General features: G+C 66.7%; 19 protein-coding genes. 5 read left to right on the forward strand and 14 right to left on the reverse strand.

Annotated elements, in window-relative coordinates:
- Positions 1 to 157 precede the first annotated feature (157 nt).
- The 3 genes from ABZW16_RS27185 to ABZW16_RS27195 all read right to left on the reverse strand — a co-directional run bounded on the left by ABZW16_RS27185 (position 158) and on the right by ABZW16_RS27195 (position 4269).
- A complete protein-coding gene (locus ABZW16_RS27185) occupies positions 158 to 1156 on the reverse strand; it encodes an adenylate/guanylate cyclase domain-containing protein (protein WP_354958893.1) in 999 nt (332 codons plus the stop codon).
- Positions 1157 to 1268: 112 nt separating this feature from the next.
- A complete protein-coding gene (locus ABZW16_RS27190) occupies positions 1269 to 3599 on the reverse strand; it encodes a galactose oxidase-like domain-containing protein (protein WP_354958894.1) in 2331 nt (776 codons plus the stop codon).
- Between the two features lie 64 nt (positions 3600 to 3663).
- Complete coding sequence (locus ABZW16_RS27195) at positions 3664 to 4269, reverse strand: PadR family transcriptional regulator (protein ID WP_354958895.1); 606 nt, start codon at positions 4267 to 4269, stop codon at positions 3664 to 3666.
- A gap of 118 nt (positions 4270 to 4387) precedes the next feature.
- On the opposite strand from ABZW16_RS27195, the gene ABZW16_RS27200 reads away from it, so the two are divergent.
- Positions 4388 to 4849, forward strand: a complete 462-nt coding sequence (locus ABZW16_RS27200; RefSeq protein WP_354958896.1) for a hypothetical protein — start codon at positions 4388 to 4390, stop codon at positions 4847 to 4849.
- A gap of 69 nt (positions 4850 to 4918) precedes the next feature.
- Here the strand turns inward: ABZW16_RS27200 and ABZW16_RS27205 are convergent, their stop codons facing one another.
- From ABZW16_RS27205 to ABZW16_RS27215, 3 genes are all read right to left on the reverse strand, one after another.
- Positions 4919 to 6310 (reverse strand): FAD-binding oxidoreductase, encoded by a 1392-nt coding sequence (locus tag ABZW16_RS27205; RefSeq protein ID WP_354958897.1) that lies wholly within the window; start codon positions 6308 to 6310, stop codon positions 4919 to 4921.
- A gap of 62 nt (positions 6311 to 6372) precedes the next feature.
- Positions 6373 to 6873, reverse strand: a complete 501-nt coding sequence (locus ABZW16_RS27210) for a hypothetical protein (RefSeq protein WP_354958898.1) — start codon at positions 6871 to 6873, stop codon at positions 6373 to 6375.
- A gap of 44 nt (positions 6874 to 6917) precedes the next feature.
- Positions 6918 to 7823, reverse strand: coding sequence for a LysR family transcriptional regulator (locus ABZW16_RS27215; protein ID WP_354958899.1), 906 nt, complete (start codon positions 7821 to 7823; stop codon positions 6918 to 6920).
- Between the two features lie 175 nt (positions 7824 to 7998).
- Between ABZW16_RS27215 and ABZW16_RS27220 the strand changes: the two genes are divergently transcribed.
- Positions 7999 to 9174 (forward strand): MFS transporter, encoded by a 1176-nt coding sequence (locus tag ABZW16_RS27220; protein WP_354958900.1) that lies wholly within the window; start codon positions 7999 to 8001, stop codon positions 9172 to 9174.
- Positions 9171 to 9350, forward strand: coding sequence for a hypothetical protein (locus tag ABZW16_RS27225; protein ID WP_354958901.1), 180 nt, complete (start codon positions 9171 to 9173; stop codon positions 9348 to 9350). Before ABZW16_RS27220 ends, ABZW16_RS27225 begins: the two co-directional genes overlap by 4 nt.
- 191 nt (positions 9351 to 9541) lie before the next feature.
- Here the strand turns inward: ABZW16_RS27225 and ABZW16_RS27230 are convergent, their stop codons facing one another.
- The 7 genes from ABZW16_RS27230 to ABZW16_RS27260 all read right to left on the reverse strand — a co-directional run bounded on the left by ABZW16_RS27230 (position 9542) and on the right by ABZW16_RS27260 (position 14856).
- A complete protein-coding gene (locus tag ABZW16_RS27230; protein ID WP_354958902.1) occupies positions 9542 to 10060 on the reverse strand; it encodes a hypothetical protein in 519 nt (172 codons plus the stop codon).
- A 128-nt stretch (positions 10061 to 10188) separates the two neighbouring features.
- Positions 10189 to 11172, reverse strand: a complete 984-nt coding sequence (locus tag ABZW16_RS27235; protein ID WP_354958903.1) for an aldo/keto reductase — start codon at positions 11170 to 11172, stop codon at positions 10189 to 10191.
- Positions 11173 to 11254: 82 nt separating this feature from the next.
- Positions 11255 to 11833 (reverse strand): helix-turn-helix domain-containing protein, encoded by a 579-nt coding sequence (locus tag ABZW16_RS27240; protein WP_354958904.1) that lies wholly within the window; start codon positions 11831 to 11833, stop codon positions 11255 to 11257.
- Positions 11834 to 12029: 196 nt separating this feature from the next.
- Complete coding sequence (locus ABZW16_RS27245) at positions 12030 to 13250, reverse strand: cytochrome P450 (RefSeq protein WP_354958905.1); 1221 nt, start codon at positions 13248 to 13250, stop codon at positions 12030 to 12032.
- Positions 13251 to 13392: 142 nt separating this feature from the next.
- On the reverse strand, positions 13393 to 13800 hold the full coding sequence (locus ABZW16_RS27250) for an arsenate reductase ArsC (RefSeq protein WP_354958906.1): 408 nt from the start codon (positions 13798 to 13800) through the stop codon (positions 13393 to 13395).
- A gap of 16 nt (positions 13801 to 13816) precedes the next feature.
- Positions 13817 to 14539 (reverse strand): aquaporin, encoded by a 723-nt coding sequence (locus ABZW16_RS27255; protein WP_354958907.1) that lies wholly within the window; start codon positions 14537 to 14539, stop codon positions 13817 to 13819.
- Positions 14536 to 14856, reverse strand: coding sequence for a metalloregulator ArsR/SmtB family transcription factor (locus tag ABZW16_RS27260; protein WP_354958927.1), 321 nt, complete (start codon positions 14854 to 14856; stop codon positions 14536 to 14538). The genes ABZW16_RS27255 and ABZW16_RS27260 overlap by 4 nt, the downstream gene beginning before the upstream one ends.
- Before the next feature lie 171 nt (positions 14857 to 15027).
- Between ABZW16_RS27260 and arsM the strand changes: the two genes are divergently transcribed.
- Positions 15028 to 15840 (forward strand): arsenite methyltransferase, encoded by an 813-nt coding sequence (gene arsM, locus ABZW16_RS27265; protein ID WP_354958908.1) that lies wholly within the window; start codon positions 15028 to 15030, stop codon positions 15838 to 15840.
- 10 nt (positions 15841 to 15850) lie between these two features.
- Here the strand turns inward: arsM and ABZW16_RS27270 are convergent, their stop codons facing one another.
- Positions 15851 to 16072 (reverse strand): hypothetical protein, encoded by a 222-nt coding sequence (locus tag ABZW16_RS27270; RefSeq protein ID WP_354958909.1) that lies wholly within the window; start codon positions 16070 to 16072, stop codon positions 15851 to 15853.
- A 361-nt stretch (positions 16073 to 16433) separates the two neighbouring features.
- On the opposite strand from ABZW16_RS27270, the gene ABZW16_RS27275 reads away from it, so the two are divergent.
- Complete coding sequence (locus ABZW16_RS27275) at positions 16434 to 16949, forward strand: tetratricopeptide repeat protein (RefSeq protein WP_354958910.1); 516 nt, start codon at positions 16434 to 16436, stop codon at positions 16947 to 16949.
- Positions 16950 to 16969: the final 20 nt, after the last annotated feature.

A 16969-nucleotide genomic window follows, 5' to 3' on the forward strand; every position in this document is an offset into this window, starting at 1 on the left:
CTCGCGTCCGAGTCGTCGAAGTGCACGCGCCGCAGGCGCGAGTCTCGACGGCTCGGACGCGAGGCCCACCCGTCGCCCGACCACCACCCCTCATCGAATCGCTACGCGATGCTGAATATTCGGGGCCGCGAACACGCAGCGCCGCAGGCGCTGCAAATTAGACAGAGCGCCGCAGTGTGTGTGGACGCAGGCGATTGAAGCCGCGGACGCGCACGCTGCGCAGGTTGCGGATATCGAACTCCGGATTGCCCTCCAGCGCGGCGGCGGCATCGTCATCGATGAGTACGGTGCCGGGGCGGGCGACGCCGGTGAGCCGAGAGGCGATATTGACCACCGAGCCGTACAGATCGCCGAAGCGCTGCAGCACCGGGCCGTATGCCACCGCGACCCGCAGGTCGGGAGTGCCGCCGACCATCATCGTGCTCTCCTGGATGGACAGTGCGATCCGGGCCGCGTCGGCCGGATCCTCGGCCGCGAACATGACCTCGTCGCCGACGTTCTTGATGACCCACCCGCCGTTCTCGGTGATCGCGGCGGTGGTGGTGGATTCGAACGCCTCCAACAGCATCGACAGTTCATCCGGATGCAGATGCCTGGTGAGCCGGGTGTAGCCGACCATATCGGCGAAGCCGACCGCCAACTCCCGCACCGCCTCGCCCGCGGTGGTACCCGGATCGAGCGAACGCGCCAGTGCGGCGGCGAGGTGGCGGCGCCAGGCGTAGGTATTGAGCTGTTCGAGCGTCGAAATGGCAGCCTCGGTTGCGGCACGGGCGGTTGCGGCCGGATCGGCTCCGGGCTCGGCCGCGGCCATGCGATCGCCGATCTCGGCGAGCACCATATCGACCTGCCATTCCGCGAGTCGGGCCATACCCTGGCCGAGGGTGCGCGCGGTCGCGGCCTGCTGCCGGGAGTCGGCGGAGGCGAGCACATTGAGTGCACGGAAATTGCGGACCGCGGCGATATCGGCGTCGGTGTAGTCGATCGCGGCATCGTCGACTCCGGCCGGGAAGCCGAGCGCCATCCACAGCCGCTTGGTCAGGTTGGCAGTGGCCCCGGATTGCTCGGCGACCTGGGTCCGGGTGTAGCGGCGCGGTCCGTCGAGCAGATACGACTCCACGATCGACTCGACCAGCTCGGATATCTCGGTGGGCACCATATTCGCCTACCTTACGGGCCGGGCGCGCGGGCGGCGTGCAACCGAACCGGGTGCTGGGGACCGCACGGTCGGGTCGGTCACCGACTGTGGTCGCGCACAATCGCCGGTGCACTCAGCTCAGGTGCAGCCACTGTCCGGTCGATGGCACGCCCTGGTCGTTCACGACGAACACCAGATACCAGCCCGGTGGTGCCAGCGCCGGATTGGTCGGCAGCGTGATCGTCACCGAATCCGGTGTGGTGCTGGTGAATTCGAGATCGATCAGGCGTTGCTCGTTATCGCAGGAGTGGGTGCAGGCACCCGGGCGGACGAGATTCACCTCGCGCAGGGTGGCGGCGGTGGTCGCGGTGACGGTCGCGCCGTAGGCGGCGGTATCGCTGGCGAGCGCGAGCTGGGGTTGCTCGCCCTGGAACAGATAAGGCGGCCAATAGGTTTCGATGCGCAGTTCCTCGGTCTTGCGCGCCGGATTGGAGCCCGCGGTGATCACCTTGCCGTCGGGGGTGAGCAGTGCGATGGAGTGGTAGAGCCGCGGGACGCGACACGGTGCGGTGTGCATCCAGGTGCCCGTGGCCGGATCGAAGATCTCGGCATGCGGTGGTGCGGCGTGTGCCATCTCCTCCATTCCGGAACCACCGGTGGCCAGCACCGTTCGGTCCGGCAGCAGTACCGCGCTCAGGTGCATTCTCGGGTGGTCCATCGGCGGCGCCGGTTGGTATTCCGGTGCCGCCGCGGTCAGGTCGACGATTCTGGTATCGGCCAGCGCCGGTGCGGGACTGTGCATATCGAAGCCACCGCCGCCGAGGATCATGACCCGCTGTTGCTGCGCGGGTGGCAGCAGCACACTGGTGGACTGATTGCGCGATCCCGGATCGGTGAGGCCGGGCACCTCGACGGTGGCGCCGGTTGCCGGATCCCAGATCGACGGTCGCATACCGTTGTTCGCGCCGTACTGGCCGCCGGTATAGAACAGCCTGCCGTCGGCCAGCAGGACGAGATGTCCGTACATCGGAATCGGGCCGGGCGAGGGCAGCTGGGACCAGGTTTCGGTCCCGGCATCGAACACTTCCGGGATGACGGACAGGAAGTTGTCGGTGCCGAGACCCGATACCGCCACGATATCGCCGTTCGGCAGCGGTGCCAGTGATGGATACCAGCGCCCGAAGGCCATATCCGGCTGGGCATTCCAGGTCGATGTCGCCGGGTCGAAGATCAGCGCGTCCTGGAGCCCGTAGAAAGGGTCGTAGCGTTCGGTGCCGCCCGCCGCGAGCAGCCTGCCATCCGGCAGGAACGCCTGGCCGACACAGAACAGATCGATCGGGGTGGCGGGCGCGCTCAGCTGCGGCCGCGGGTAATGCCATACCCGCGTGCGGAATTCGTGGGCGTCGTGCCGGTCCGGATCGTTACCGGATCCGGCGAAGAACAGCACATCACCGGTGTGCAGCACGGCGGCGTGCACCGGATTGATCTCGGTGCCGAAATCGAGAATTCGCCACAGGCCCAGATGCGGCGCATGCGTCAGATCGGTTTCCAGTTCGAGCACGCGCAGATATCCGGCATTGGGACCCTCGGGTGCGTCGATGGTGAATACCACCAGCTCCGGTGCCGCATCCGCATGTGGCAGCAAAGCCACTGCCGCGCCTTGGTTTTCGGCGAATCCCCAGTCCGTCTCGGTCCACCCGCTCCAGCCGTCGACCGCGTGCCCCGACCCCTCCAGACCCCAGCCGATGGTGTAGACACCGGCATTCACACCGTCGGGATCGTCCACCGCGAAGACGATCAGCTCCGGTCTGCCGTCGCCGTCCAGATCCGTGGCCGTGATGCCTGCGCCCTGGTTCTCCCACCCGTACCAGTCGGGCACCTCGACCCACGGCGTCCATTCACCGACCGCACCGTCGGCGGTCAGGTCCTTGGCCAGTCGGAACTGTCCGCTGTTCGGACCCGGTGGATTGTCGACCGTCAGCAGGACCAGGGTGGTCCGGCCATCGATGGAGGTGAGGCAGATATCGGCCCCTTGGTTCTCCCACCCGTACCAATCCGGTACGGCGATCCACGGCGTCCACCCGCCGGTCACCGTGCCGTCGGCGTCCAGATCGCGCCCGATCCGGTAGAAACCCTGGTTCTGGCCGGGCGGATTGTCGACGAGGAAGACCACCAGATCGGGCCGACCGTTGCCGTTCAGATCCCCGATGGCGATGCCAGCGCCCTGGTTCTCCCAGCCGTACCAATCCGGCACCGGCAGCCACGGCCCCCAACTCTGCGTCGTTCCATCGGTGGCCAATCCCTTGCCCACCCGATAGGACCCGGTGTTCTGGCCCTGTGGATCGTCCACCATGAGCACGACGACATCGGGGTTGCCGTCACCATCGATATCCGCGACCGCGATCCCGCAATCCTGGTTCTCCCAGGCGAACCAGTCGGGTACCGGGACGAATTTTCCTGCCACGCAATACATCGTGGCCCCGCACGCGCCAAAGTGCGCGTCGGGCACCGAAGTTGGCCGATCCTGTCTAGGGCTGCTGGTACGGCAGCAGGGATTCCCTGGACCAGGTCAGCGTGCCCGCGGCCAGATCGGCGATAACACTGTCGAGCCAACGCAATTCGGCCTCGGTGACCGCACGCTGGTACTCGTCCTCCAGCATCACCACCCGGGGCAGCTGCATTGCGGCGGCCTGCGCCGCATCGGTATCCATCTCGGCGAGCTTCGCGCGCACCGACTTTGCGCGCCGTTCCAGTTCGATGCGGGCGCCGTCGGGGCCGAGCAGCATCAGAAATGACAGTGCCGCAGGGAAGTCCGGATATTCGTTGCGCGGTTCGCCGATCATCTCGGCCAACCAGCTGGCGCAGGCCGCGCGGCCCGCATCGGTGATCTCGTAGACCGTGCGTTCCGGATATTGCTGATCGCGTCCGGTCTCGCGGACGGTGACCAGCCCGGCCTCCTGCAGTCTGCCGATCGTCTTGTACAGCGCGGCGCGCTGGGTGACATTGACGACCTTGTCCTTGCCCCACTCCTTGATCCGCCGCTGGATCGCATAGGGGTGCATCGGTTCCAGATGCAGGATGCCGAGCAGCGCCATCGCCAGGGGCGAGCGCTTGAACTGCGTCGATGCCGTCATACCGACCATTCTAGTGGTGTCCGGACAACTAGGGTCTCAAAAACTAGTTGCAAAGAAACTAGTTCATATGCCACTATTAATTCATCAGCGGAAGCCACCGCCCGAAAGGAACAGAGAAATGACCGCCAAGACCCCCACCCGGATCCACGTCGACCACGAGACCACCAAGCGCCTCGGTGACTGGACCGACGCCGATACCTTCGATGTCACCGCCCGCTACGGCAGCGTCGTCATCGACCTGCGCTCGCCGCTGATCACCGGCGACGGCGAGATCGTGGTGCATGCCGACCTCGACCACGCCATGGTCAAGCTGCTCGTCCCCGACGACGCCGTCATCGACCAGACCGAACTGCGGTGGACCGGGCGCGGCCGGGTCAAGGACTTCGCGCGGCCCAAGGACGTCGCGGGCCGTGTCATCCGCCTCACCGGCACCAGCAACCGGAGTGAATTCCGGGTGCACCGCGCGGGGATCGCGGTGCTGTCGGCGATGTTCTCGCGGGAGTTCTTCGAGGATGCCCGCCGGGCGCACCGGGAGGGGACCCACCCGACCGTCGCCGATCCGGCCAACGCCCCGCGTTGATCCGCGCCGAAGTCAGTGCCCCGGCCTTGGCGGGTACCGAGGCCGGGTACTCGGCATTTCGGTGCCGATTCAGAGTGCGAGTGTCGGGTGCAGCCGGTTGTCGGGATCCGCGGCGGTGCGGATGCGCCGGAGTCGGTCGAGATTGTCGGCGAAGTAGCGGCGGGGGGAATCCGATGGTTCGAGATAGTTGACGTATGCGCCTGTCGAATGCGAACCGAGATTTCGATGGGCATCGGCGATCCAGTGCCCGGTATCGGCGGGAGCGTCGATGATCCACTGCAGGACGGCCGCGTGGTCGCGCCACGGGAAAACCGTTGCTTCGCTGGGGAGATCGCGTACCGCGCCGTCGAGTGGGTCGATGAGTACTCGGCCGGGCGCATCCGCGAGCATGGTGAGGGTTTCGACGATTCGGTCGGCCAGATCGCTCGAAATATTCGCTACGACATCGGATCCCGAGACCGAGCAGGTGCGCGGTGCGTCGCTGCCACCGGCGAGCGCGCCGAACGCTTCGAGATGGTCGAGAGTCTGTCGCTGGACGGTCAGCGGGTCGGTACCGGTGGCCGCGGTCAAGGTGCGGGTGTGTTCAGTGCCGGTGTCCGCGGGACAGACCAGCAGGACGGCGCACTCCATGGTGCCGTGGCCGTCGGTGGATGCGTCGATATTGGCCCACGCGCTGCGGTCCGCGGTCGACAGCCAGTCGGCCCAGCCGGTGATCACCCGTGCCAGTCGCTCGGCTGGAAAGGTCAGGCGCACTACGTCTTTGGGGGTCGCGGGGCAGGTCAGGAAGGTCAGCGAGGTGACGACGCCGAGTTGCCCGCCGCCCCCGCGCAGCGCCCAGAACAGGTCCGGGTCGCTGGTCGCGGAGGTTTCGGCCAACTCGCCATTCGGAAGCACGATGCCTGCCGAATCGAGCCGGTCGCACGATAATCCGTGCCGCCGCGACTCGATGCCGATACCGCCGCCGAGGGTCAGGCCGGTAATGCCGACCGTCGCACAGGTGCCGAGGGGGAGGGTCTGCCCGAATCGGTGCAGACCGTTCTGCACATCGGATAACGAAGCTCCGGCCCCGACGGTGACCCGGCCGCCGTCGTAGCGCACATCGCGCAGTTCGCGCAGATCGATGACCAGCGTTTCGTCCGCCGCGGACGCCCCGACATAGGAATGTCCGCCACCGCGCGGCGCGATCCGCAGTCCGGACTCCGCCGCGAGCGCGACCGCCGCGCGCACATCCTCGACCGAGGTCACCTGGACAACGGCGGCCGGACTGTTCGCGTCGAACCGGGAATCGAAGAGTTGTTTCGCCGAGGCGTACCCGGCGTCGCCCGGCAGCAGCACACGGCCGCGCAGTCCGCGTCGGTCCGTGGGTTGTGCGGTGGCAATGCCCGACCACGCCGGGAATCCGGAGCTGGCCAGCGCCGCCCCGGCTCCCAGTGCGCCGCGCAGAAACGACGCCCGTGACATGCGATTGCCGATGCGATGGACCCTATCGCCGCGGCCCGTCGTCGCCGCGCCGCCGCACCGGGCTATTCGAGATCGGATAAGACCTGCGCCGTGTCGAGGCCGGTCGTCAGATAGTTGACGAAGAATCCGTTGTTCAGCGCATAGGGCGAGCGCCGCCGCCGGATCAGGGCGATCGCGTCGTCGACCGAATAGCCCAGGTCGAGCAGGGTCTGTGCGACCACCAACCCCGACCGGTTGTAGCCGTACTGACAGCGCACCATGACCCTGCGCTGCGCGCGGACCGCCGCGGCGGCGATCGCGGCCAGCGCACGCGCCGCCGCCAACTGCTCGGCGTGCAGCGGCGCATCCGGTATCGCGAGGTGATGGTGTTCGACCCCGGGCCCCGGCCCGTGCCCGTCGGCCTGGAAAAGGCTTATCACCACATCGAATTCGGTGCCGACCACCGCGGGCACCCGCACTCCGTCGCCGTTCCCGTAATGATGTCCGCCCATCCACAGCTGCGGCACGATCTCATCCCACGGCGCATCCGCGTCGGGTGTCTGCATACCTTCGATCCGCACCATTGCTGCCTCCCCGCGGCTACCGGCCAAGACCTGCCGGGTCGGCCTCATTCCACGGTACCGTCGGCCAGCGCCGCCGCAATAGCCTGGGAAAACGCGCGGATACGGGCAGTTTCCCGATTGCGATGCCAGACAAGGCCGAGACGGGAGGCCGCGAGTCCAGTGATCGGCACGAAGGTGACGGACCCGCGCCGATGGTCCGCGGCGGTCGACGCGCACAACAGCATGGCTCCGCGCCCCGCCGCCACCTGTGCCAGGCCCTCGGCCAGCGTGGCGACCATCGGCCCGGCCGCTACCGCACGTCCGCTCGGGGTGACCTCCAGCGCCTGCGCCCGCTGCCAGTACTGCGGTGCCGGCCCGCGCACGCCGATCAATGCGAACCGCCCGAGGTCTTCGACATCGAGGCTGTCGTGCTGTGCGAACGGGTGGTCGCTGGCGACCGCGAGTGTCTGCGGGTTCTCGGAAAAGACCTGCCCGAGAACGAGATCCGCCTCTCCCATCGGGAGCAGGACGAGGGCGGCGTCGACCTCGTCGCGATACACCGATCCGAACGGGTCCGATAGCGGGATCTCCACCAATTCGGTTGCGCAGTCGGGATACCTACGGTGGAACAAATCGATGCCATTGCGCAGATCATCGTTGTAGGACCCCTGGAAACCGACGCGCAGCAGTCCTTTCACGTCACGCGCCGCGGCCCGCACGCCGTCCACCGTTGCCCGCAGCGCCTGGTATGCGGGGCGCAGATCGGCGAGGAAATCCTCGCCCAACGGCGTGAGCCGCACCCGACGGCTGTTGCGCTCGACGAGCTGGGCACCGACCCGCTGTTCCAGCGCTCGCAAGAGCTGGCTGACCCGGCTCTGCGACAGGTACAGCCGGGCACCCGCGCGCCCGAAATGCAGTTCCTCGGCCAGTGCGAGAAATGCCTCCAGCTCGCGCACTTCCAGGGTGCCCATATCTGTCCCTTCGCCTTCGCCGCGAACCCGAATCGGCCGCTGACGTCGGTCGATGAGCCCAGCTCATAGAACGATGAGAACTTCGCCGTTGTTTCCGCACCGTGCGATCTCTTGAGTGGATGACATGACACCAGTGCACGACGTCGCGAAAACGGTATCGCCCCAAGCAAGTTCAATGCCGGAGCTTTCGACGCTGCGTGGCTGGCTCGGCGTCTGCGCGGTGGCGGCGGGCACCTTTACGGTGGTCACCGCGGAGATGCTGCCGGTCGGCCTGCTCACCCCGATCAGTGCCGCACTGCGGGTCACCGAGGGCACGGCCGGACTCGCGCTCACGGTCACCGGCCTGGTGGCTGCCGTCGCCGCGCCGCTGCTGACCTCCGGTTTCGGCCGCTTCGATCGCCGTTGGGTGGTATGCGCGCTGCTCGGCGTGCTGGTGCTCGGCAATCTGGCCGCCGCATGGTCGCCGATCTTCGCGGTGCTGGTCGTGGGCCGGGTGCTCGTCGGCATCGGAATGGGCGGCGTCTGGGCGATGGCGGCGGCGGTCGCGGTCCGCCTGGTGCCGCCCGAGTCCGCGGGGACCGCCACCTCGGTGGTCTTCAGCGGCGTCGCCATCGCCTCGGTGCTCGGCATTCCGGCGGGCACCTTCCTCGGTGCACTCGCCGGTTGGCGCATTGCCTTCGTCGCCGCCGGGTTGCTCGCCCTGCTGGTGTTGCTCATGTTGACGGCACTGCTACCGAGCCTGCCCGCAGACCGTGCCGTCTCACTGCACGGTGTCCTGCGGCTGTCCGGCAACCCCCGAGTGCGGACCGGCCTATTCATCGTGGCCTTCCTGGTAACCGGTCATTTCGCCGCCTACACCTATATCCGTCCGATCCTGGAGGACCTGGCCCACGCCCATCCCGCCATGATCGGCGCATTGCTGCTGATCTACGGAATCGCGGGCATCCTGGGCAATTTCGTCGCGGGCAACTACGTGGTCCGCGCACCGCGCGGCACCCTGCTGATCATCAGCGCGGTCCTCAGCGCCTCGGTCCTCGCGCTACTGGCCATCAGCGGGTCGCTGATCGTCGCCGCACTGCTGATGGTCGTCTGGGGCCTGGCCTATGGCGGTGTATCGGTGAGCTCGCTGAGCTGGTTCGCCGCCTCGGCCCCCCGCCACCGCGAGGCGGCATCCGCCCTGCTCACCACCGTCTTCAATGCCGCCATCGCCTTCGGCGCACTACTCGGCGGTCTGGTCGCCGATCGCCTCGGCATCACCGCCGTGCTGTGGCTCGGCGGGGCACTGGCCGGTACGGCCCTGCTGACCACTGCCATCGGTCGAGCTCCGAAAGCACCCCGAGCCATTGCGTGAGCCTCCGCGCGGGCGCATATATCGAGGGCCTGCAATACCCGGAAATACGCACCGCCACCGAACAATCCACCCCCATCGACCAGGCCACCCCCATCTGGCAGGTCTGCCTCACCCCAACCCCCGACCTAACCTGCTACCTGATCACCCTCTCCTCCAGCGGCTCCGGCCGCCACTAACCTCACCCCCAAACCCCGCCCCCAAAAGGCGAGAATGCGCTGGTGCAGGGGTGCTCTCGACGTTTGCCTGCATGAGCGCATGGTGATCGCTTGTCCAGGGCGGATTTGCTGGGGTGAGCGTGTTGTGGGGATGTGGGCTCGAGGGAATGGGGCTGAGGCGGAGCCTGGCGCCCATTCCCTCGAGCGGAGATTCAGGCGAAGCGGACTTCGGTGATTCCGATCGACGCGGCGCGGACATTGCCGGACAGACACGGTCCGGTCATTGCTGTCGGGTTAATGATGCCGCCATCGTCGATGGCCATCTGTGTGCCGGAGCCGGGGCCATCGACGATGACCACGGTGTTGGTGTTCGCGGCAACCAGACCGCCCTGGACGCGCCAGGGGCCCCGGATCCGACTGACCTGACCATTCGACCAGTTGATCGAACCGTCGATATTTCCGGTGACGCCGAAGCAGCTGCCGGTGCCGTTGAAGGTGCCGCTCACCGTGGCGGTGGGGGCGGGGGTGCCCGAGCAGCCGTTGAGGTTACCGCTCCACGTCGCGGTGGTCGGCGCACTCGTCATGCTCAATGGGCTGGTGGTGAAATCGAATTGGCCGTCGGAGCAGCCGCCGGCGATCGGATCGGCCGTGGCCTGCGCTGCACCGAAGACCGTGGTGGCGAGTGCGGCGGCAGCAACCGATGCTGTCGCGATCTTCCGGGAAATTGCCATGTAATTACCTTCTCCTGTTGATCGGCTGTGACCTGATGGAGCAGCTAACGACTAGCAAAAGCGGGAAGATCGTAATCCGTTCGCCGCAGGCCCGGACCGGCGCCCACCGAAAAGCGCCGTGACCAGCGTCAGTGCCCGGCGGCCCTGGCGAGGTGTTCCGGATAGCGGGCCCCCGCGAATGCGGTTGCGGGGGCAGCGGCATCGATGCGGGCGAGATCGTCTGCGGTCAGTGTGATCTCGACGGCGGCGACATTTTCCTCGAGATAGGTGCGGCGCTTGGTGCCCGGGATGGGGACTACATCGTCGCCGCGGCTCTGCACCCAGGCGAGGGCCAACTGTCCTGCGGTGATGCCCTTTTCGGCGGCCAGCTCGCGCAATGCCGCGACAATGGCGAGGTTGCGGTCCAAGTTGTCCTCGGCGAATCGCGGTAGGCGACGGCGCATATCGTCGGCGGGCAGATCGGCGGTGGAGGTGATCGCACCGGTCAGGAAGCCGCGGCCGAGCGGTGAGAAGGGCACGATGCCGATGCCGAGTTCCCGGCAGGTCGGCAGCACCTCGGCCTCGATATCCCTTGTCCACAGCGACCATTCGCTCTGCAGGGCGGTCACGGGGTGGACCGCGTGCGCGCGGCGGATGGTCGCCGCTGCGGCCTCCGAAATGCCGAGGTAGCGCACCTTGCCCGCTTGTACCAGCTCCGACAGCGCGCCCCAGGTCTCCTCGATCGGGACATTCGGGTCGACGCGGTGCTGGTAGTACAGGTCGATGTGATCGACACCGAGCCGGGCCAGCGACGCATCGCAGCTCTGCTGCACATACGCCGCATCGCCGCGGGCGCCCATGGATCCGTCCTCGCCCCAGACGATGCCGAATTTGGTTGCCAGTACTACCTGTTCGCGGCGGTCGGCAATAGCCTTGCCCACCAGTCGCTCGTTGGTCTTGGGGCCGTAGACATTCGCGGTGTCCAGCATGGTCACGCCCAGATCCAGCGCACGGTGGATGGTGGCGATGGATTCGTCATCGCTATCGCGCACACCATAGGCCTGGCTCATACCCATGCAGCCCAGTCCCTGCGCACCGACGGTCAGCTGTCCGAGCTTCCTGGTCGCAATCATGCTGGCTCTCCTCCTTGGTCGACGATCGAGTGACGTACGTACTCGACGCTACGACCTGGAGTGCCCTCCAAGTCAAGACAATTCAGTTGGCGAAGGAGCCGGTGACGACCGGGGCGACGAACTGTTCGAGCATCGCACGCTCATCGGCATCGTCGCGACCGGGGGCGGTGAGCAGCGACATGATGATGCGGGCCAGCCAGCGCGCCAGGCGGGAACGCTCGGGATCGGTGGTAGGAGGCAGCAGACCCGCGGCAATCGCCTCGATAACCTCGGAGGATTGCCCGATCTCATTGGCGATGCCCGCATCGCCCGCGGTGAACCAGGTGATGAGTGCCGGATCGGCGCGGACCTCGCGCAGTGCGGCGAGCATGACGGTGACAATGCGCTCGTTCGGATCGGTGATATCGCGAGCCTGCTCGGCGACCGCGGCCGCGACCCGACGAGCCTCGCGGTGCACGAACGCGATTCGCAGGGTTTGGCGGTTCGGAAAGTAGCGATACAGGGTGGCGCGCGAACAGCCCGCGGCCTTCGCGACATCGCCCATGCCGGTATTCGCCACACCACGCTCGACGAACAGCTGTGCGGCGGCGTCGAGAATCTGTTCTGCCGCAATATCGGCGCGCCTGGGGCGCAGCCAATCTCCGGGTCGCCCGCCCGTCACCGAGTCACCCCGCATCCGAATGCTGCGTTTATGGCGTCGCGTGGAGTGGTGTGTGGTTCGGGTGCTGCGTTTATGGCGTCGCGTGGAGTGGTGTGTGGTTCGGGTGCTGCGTTTATGGCGTCGCGTGGAGTGGTGTGTGGTTCGGGTGCCGAATTCATGGCGTTGCCTGGAGCGATGTGTGGTCCGAATGCTGCATTCATGGCGCCACCCGGAATGGCACACGGTCCGGCCAGCGCACATAGCTGCCGGGCGCATAGCGGACTCGGTCGATATCGACGACGAAATCCGGACAGCGCGAGAGCAATTCCTCGAGCGCCACGCATGCGACCATGCGTGCGGCGGCGGCGCCGAGGCAGTGATGGTTGCCGTGGCTGAAGGTCAGGATCTGCTTCGGGCGTCGAAGTACGTCGAGTTCGCTTGCGTTGGGGCCGAATTCGCGTTCGTCGCGGTTCGCGGAGGCATACAGCAGCAGTGCGCGGCGTCCGGCCGCAATGGTCGTGCCGTGCAGCTCGGTATCGCGCACCAGGGTGCGCGCCAACCCCTGCACCGGCGAGGTGAGCCGGAGAAATTCCTCGACCGCGTCCGGGATGAGCGCCGGATTCTCGATCAGCAGCCGTCGCTGATCCGGGCGCTCGGTGAGTAGTTGCACCGCACCGCCGAGATTGCCGGTGGTGGTGTCGTTTCCGCCGGTGATCATGGTGAAGGCGAAGCCGAGAATCGAGATGATGCCCGCGTAGTCGCCGTCCGCGCCGAGGCCGGAGGCGACCAGATGCGAGATCGTATCGTCGGCGGGTTCGGCGCGGCGGCGTTCGATCAGCTGGGCGAAGTACTGCATCAATTCACCGATGGCCTCTTGGGCATCGAGCGGACTGCCGCCCGCGGAGGCGGTCATGATGAGATCGGTCCACTCGTCGAATTTCGGCCGATCCGGTCCCGGCACACCGAGATAGTGCGCGACCACCATGCTCGGCAGCGGTTTGAACAGTTCGACGACGATATCGCCCTCGCCTGCCGCCCGCAGCCGTTCCAGTCGCTCGACCACGAATGCGCGCACCTGCGGTTCGACCGAACGCACCTGGCGTGGCGTGAAGCCCTTCATGACCTGCTTGCGGAAGGTCGTGTGATCCGGCGGATCGGTGAAGACGAACGGCCGCGGCTCCGGCAGGCCGATTTCGCCGAGATCGCGGTAGTCGACGGTCAGCCCATGTGCCGAGGAGAACGTCGTGACGTCGCGCGCCGCCGCGTGCACATCCGCATAGCGGGACAGCACATAGTAGTCGCTCACCGGATCATCCTGGGGCACAACGTGATGCACGGGATCGTGTGCTCGCAGCTCGGCATACATCTGCCACGGATCCCGCCAGGTCTCCGCGGACCTCAATTCGAACTGCGGACGGTGAGACAACTCTGTCGTCATGAACCGAGCGTAAGACAAAACATCAAAACTGTCTAGAACGTGTTCTAGGACTCGCTCGGCAGGCGAATCCGGCTCGGCGCGCCCGGTTTCGTTCGTGAAGTCGAACCGTGGTCCGCGAATGTGGTCGGTAATGCGCCAGGTGTCAGCTCTGGATGCCGAGTTCACTCAGCAGGTCGCGCACGCATTGTTCGATCTGGTCGCGGATGGCCCGGACGGTGTCCAGGTCTTGGCCCGCGGGGTCGTCGAGTTTCCAGTCGCGGTAGCTGACGCCGGGAAAATAAGGACAGGTGTCGCCGCACCCCATGGTGATGACGACGGTGGAGGTTTCCGCGGTGTCGGGGGTGAGGATCTTGGGTGTCTGCCCGGTGATATCGATGCCGAGTTCGGCCATCGCCTCGACGGCAAGGGGATTGATGGTATCGGCGGGCGCGGTTCCGGCGGAGCGCACGTCGATGGCGCCTCCGGCGAGATGGGTGAGGAAACCCTGGGCCATCTGGGAGCGTCCGGCATTGTGGACGCAGACGAACAGGACACTGGGCTTGGCGGCCATGGGTGGATCGGATCTTTCAGGAGGCGGGAGTGATGACATCCGCTGCCGATTCGGCCGTGGTGCTGGGGTAGAGGACGCGAACCAGGGCGAGTCCGGCGAGCGCGCCGACGATTTGGGCGGCGATGAATCCCGGGACGGAGGCGGGCGCGATTCCGGCGAACGTATCGGAGCAGGCGCGCCCGATCGTGACCGCCGGATTGGCGAATGACGTGGAGCTGGTGAACCAGTAGGCCGCGCCGATCCAGGCCGCGACCGCGGCCGCCGACAGCGTCGCGCGGCCGGTGCGGGCCAGGGTGAAGATGACCGCGACAAGTCCTGCGGTAGCAATGATTTCGCCGACCAGATGTCCGCCGCTGACGCGGTGGTGGGTGGCGATCTGGACCGGGGTCTGGTCGAACATGACGTTCGCCAGCACCGCGCCGCCGATTGCACCGCCGATTTGCGCGCCGGTGTAGGCAATGACATCGCGGCCGGTCAGCCCGGTGCCGTGGCGCAGGCCGAGCAGCCAGTCCGCGGCGGAGACGGCGGGGTTGAAGTGAGCGCCGGAGACCGGCCCGAACATCAGGATCAGCACCGCGAGTCCGAATACCGTCGCGGTCGAGTTCTCCAGCAGTTGCAGTCCGATGTCGTCGGGCGAGAGCTGGGCGGCGGCGATCCCGGAACCGACGACAACACAGACCAGTAGTGCCGTCCCGACGAACTCCGCGAGCAACCGCCGCGCCAGCGCGGGCGTGCTCATTCGGATACGGTCACGGGCTCGGCGCCCGTGGTGCTCAAGACGGCCGAAAGTCGGTGCAGTACTTGCGGTATCGCCCAGTAGAAGACCCAGGTGCCGCGACGCTCGCAGTCGATGAGGCCGGCCTCGCGCAGCACCTTGAGATGGTGCGAGATGGTGGGCTGGGACAGGTCGAACTGGGGGGTCAGCTCACAGACGCAGACCTGTTCGCCGGGGCGGGAGGCGATCAGTGACAGCAGCCGTAGCCGGACCGGATCGGCCAGCGCCTTGAATGACGACGCCAGCTCCGCCGCCGCCTCGTGGTCCAGCGAGCTGGTCAACGTCGGGGCGCAGCAGGCGTTGGTGGAGCCGGTTACCGGCAGATCCTGTTTCGACACCCATCTATATTGACATTCATCGATTCAGGGCGCAAGCTGTATCGACATTCATCAATACAGCCAGGCAGACGAATCTTCTCCCTGCCTGGTTAACCTACAAACTAGGGGTGTGTCATGACAGATCAGCACAGCGAACTTCGTGAGACCGTCCGGGCGCGGTATGCCGAGGCCGCGAATATGGTTGCCGAAGGCGGTGTCGCCAACGATTGTTGCGGCAGCCCTTCGGTCGAGGTCGATGCCAATTTCGGCGCCAGCCTCTACCGGGCCGCCGACCGCGACCAACTCCCGATCGCCGCAACCGCCGCGTCGCTGGGCTGTGGCAATCCGACTGCCGTCGCCGAACTCCGCGAGGGCGAGCGGGTATTGGATCTGGGTTCCGGCGGCGGCATCGATGTTCTGCTTTCGGCGCGTCGCGTCGGTCCGACCGGTAAGGCGTACGGGGTCGATATGACCGACGAGATGCTGGCCCTGGCGCGGGAGAACGCCGCGAAGGCCGATGCGGCGAACGTCGAATTCCTGAAGGGCACGATCGAGGCGATCCCGTTGCCCGCCAACAGCATCGACGTGGTGATCTCCAACTGCGTTATCAACCTGTCGGTGGATAAATCCGCTGTATTCGCCGAGATGGCCCGCGTGCTCGTGCCCGGCGGGCGGATCGGGATCTCCGACGTCATCGCCGACGATGCGCTCTCGGCACAGCAGCGCGCCGAACGCGGCGACTATGTCGGCTGCATCGCCGGTGCGCTCTCGTTCGCCGAATACCGCGCCGGGCTGGCCGCGGCCGGTTTCACCGAAATCGAAATCACCGCAACCCATTCCGTGGCCGACGGCATGCATTCGGCGATCGTCAAGGCCGTCAAACCGGCGCCGCGGCCGACTGTCGAGGATGCGGCGGCGCCGTGCTGCGGACCGACCTGCTGCTCATGAGGCAAAGCGATCAGTTGCCGCCGACGACATCGGACACCGTTTCGGCGAATGCCCGGATCAGCGGTGTTTCCGCGGCGGTGCGCCACACCAGCGCCCAGCGGGCGGGCGCGGCATCACGGATCGGCACGAATGCCAGGCCCGGCCACGGGTAGTAGCCCGCGAACTCCGCGACGACTCCGGCGACGCACTGCCCCGAGGTCACCGTGTTGACCACCTGCTGCCAGGTGGACATCACCGGGCCACGCGCTATCGGGCGGCCCGACGGCGTATGGAAGGGGTTGCCCCGGCGGTGCCGAGCCGATCGGTGACGGTGCGCGAACTGCCAAGGGCCGCAGTGGTTTTCGGGTGGTCTGGAACGGACAACGATCTCTCCCGTGTCAAGGTGTGCAACAGTGCCGGTCTCGGCAGTTCCACCCTGCAATGCGTCCACCCGCCCGATCAACGACAGATCGGGTAATGACCTATTAGTCCAGAGTTATCGCCGATGCGGCGGATTCCGCAGTGGCCACATCGGGGTGGGCGGACCAATCGTGAGTGCATTCGGCTACGAACAGCTGCGTAGCACGCACCGACTATCTGTCGAAAGGAGATCAATGCGCAGGTCGGCGTTCTGGTTCTGGGGCAGCAGGATCGGTGCGGGGGTGGCCGCGTACTGCACGATCTTCGCGGTCGGATCGTGGTTTTCCGACAACGGCTACTGGCGTGCCTATGCGGTCGCCGGGGTCGGCGGCGTCATCGCGTGGCGGTTCGGTCACCGGCTGGGAGTGCGAACCGCGGCGCAGGAGCGCGCGCCGGTGGCGCATCCGGACATTGCCCAGCGTCGGTGGGAGCTGGGTCAATGTATCGACGCGTTCGGTGCGGAGGATGCGCGCACGCTCGGGGCGCAGTTGGTACTCGCCGATGCGTGCTGGGCGTCGGGGCAGCACGACGAAGCGCTCTACTGGTACATGGCAACCCACGCCAGCTGCCTGCGTGCCCTCGGATCCGATCATCCGATGTCGATCAAGGCGGAGCACCAGCTGCGCGACGCGCATCGCCGATCGAGATTCGGCCTCGGCGAAGATGATTCGGCCGGGCCGTCGGATTCGTCGGATCCGACAACGCCCTGATTCCGGACGCCCTTCAACGG

Origin of the sequence: Nocardia sp. NPDC004604 (assembly GCF_040609795.1) — a bacterium.
Classification (GTDB): Bacteria; Actinomycetota; Actinomycetes; order Mycobacteriales; family Mycobacteriaceae; genus Nocardia.

Bases quoted from the DNA above. Each gene is read 5' to 3' on its own strand.
- ABZW16_RS27185 (WP_354958893.1), bottom strand. From the start codon at position 1,156: ATGGTGCCCACCGAGATATCCGAGCTGGTCGAGTCGATCGTGGAGTCG.
- ABZW16_RS27195 (WP_354958895.1), bottom strand. From the start codon at position 4,269: ATGACGGCATCGACGCAGTTCAAGCGCTCGCCCCTGGCGATGGCGCTG.
- ABZW16_RS27200 (WP_354958896.1), top strand. From the start codon at position 4,388: ATGACCGCCAAGACCCCCACCCGGATCCACGTCGACCACGAGACCACC.
- ABZW16_RS27205 (WP_354958897.1), bottom strand. From the start codon at position 6,310: ATGTCACGGGCGTCGTTTCTGCGCGGCGCACTGGGAGCCGGGGCGGCG.
- ABZW16_RS27210 (WP_354958898.1), bottom strand. From the start codon at position 6,873: ATGGTGCGGATCGAAGGTATGCAGACACCCGACGCGGATGCGCCGTGG.
- ABZW16_RS27215 (WP_354958899.1), bottom strand. From the start codon at position 7,823: ATGGGCACCCTGGAAGTGCGCGAGCTGGAGGCATTTCTCGCACTGGCC.
- ABZW16_RS27220 (WP_354958900.1), top strand. From the start codon at position 7,999: ATGCCGGAGCTTTCGACGCTGCGTGGCTGGCTCGGCGTCTGCGCGGTG.
- ABZW16_RS27230 (WP_354958902.1), bottom strand. From the start codon at position 10,060: ATGGCAATTTCCCGGAAGATCGCGACAGCATCGGTTGCTGCCGCCGCA.
- ABZW16_RS27235 (WP_354958903.1), bottom strand. From the start codon at position 11,172: ATGATTGCGACCAGGAAGCTCGGACAGCTGACCGTCGGTGCGCAGGGA.
- ABZW16_RS27245 (WP_354958905.1), bottom strand. From the start codon at position 13,250: ATGACGACAGAGTTGTCTCACCGTCCGCAGTTCGAATTGAGGTCCGCG.
- ABZW16_RS27250 (WP_354958906.1), bottom strand. From the start codon at position 13,800: ATGGCCGCCAAGCCCAGTGTCCTGTTCGTCTGCGTCCACAATGCCGGA.
- ABZW16_RS27255 (WP_354958907.1), bottom strand. From the start codon at position 14,539: ATGAGCACGCCCGCGCTGGCGCGGCGGTTGCTCGCGGAGTTCGTCGGG.
- arsM (WP_354958908.1), top strand. From the start codon at position 15,028: ATGACAGATCAGCACAGCGAACTTCGTGAGACCGTCCGGGCGCGGTAT.
- ABZW16_RS27270 (WP_354958909.1), bottom strand. From the start codon at position 16,072: ATGTCCACCTGGCAGCAGGTGGTCAACACGGTGACCTCGGGGCAGTGC.
- ABZW16_RS27275 (WP_354958910.1), top strand. From the start codon at position 16,434: ATGCGCAGGTCGGCGTTCTGGTTCTGGGGCAGCAGGATCGGTGCGGGG.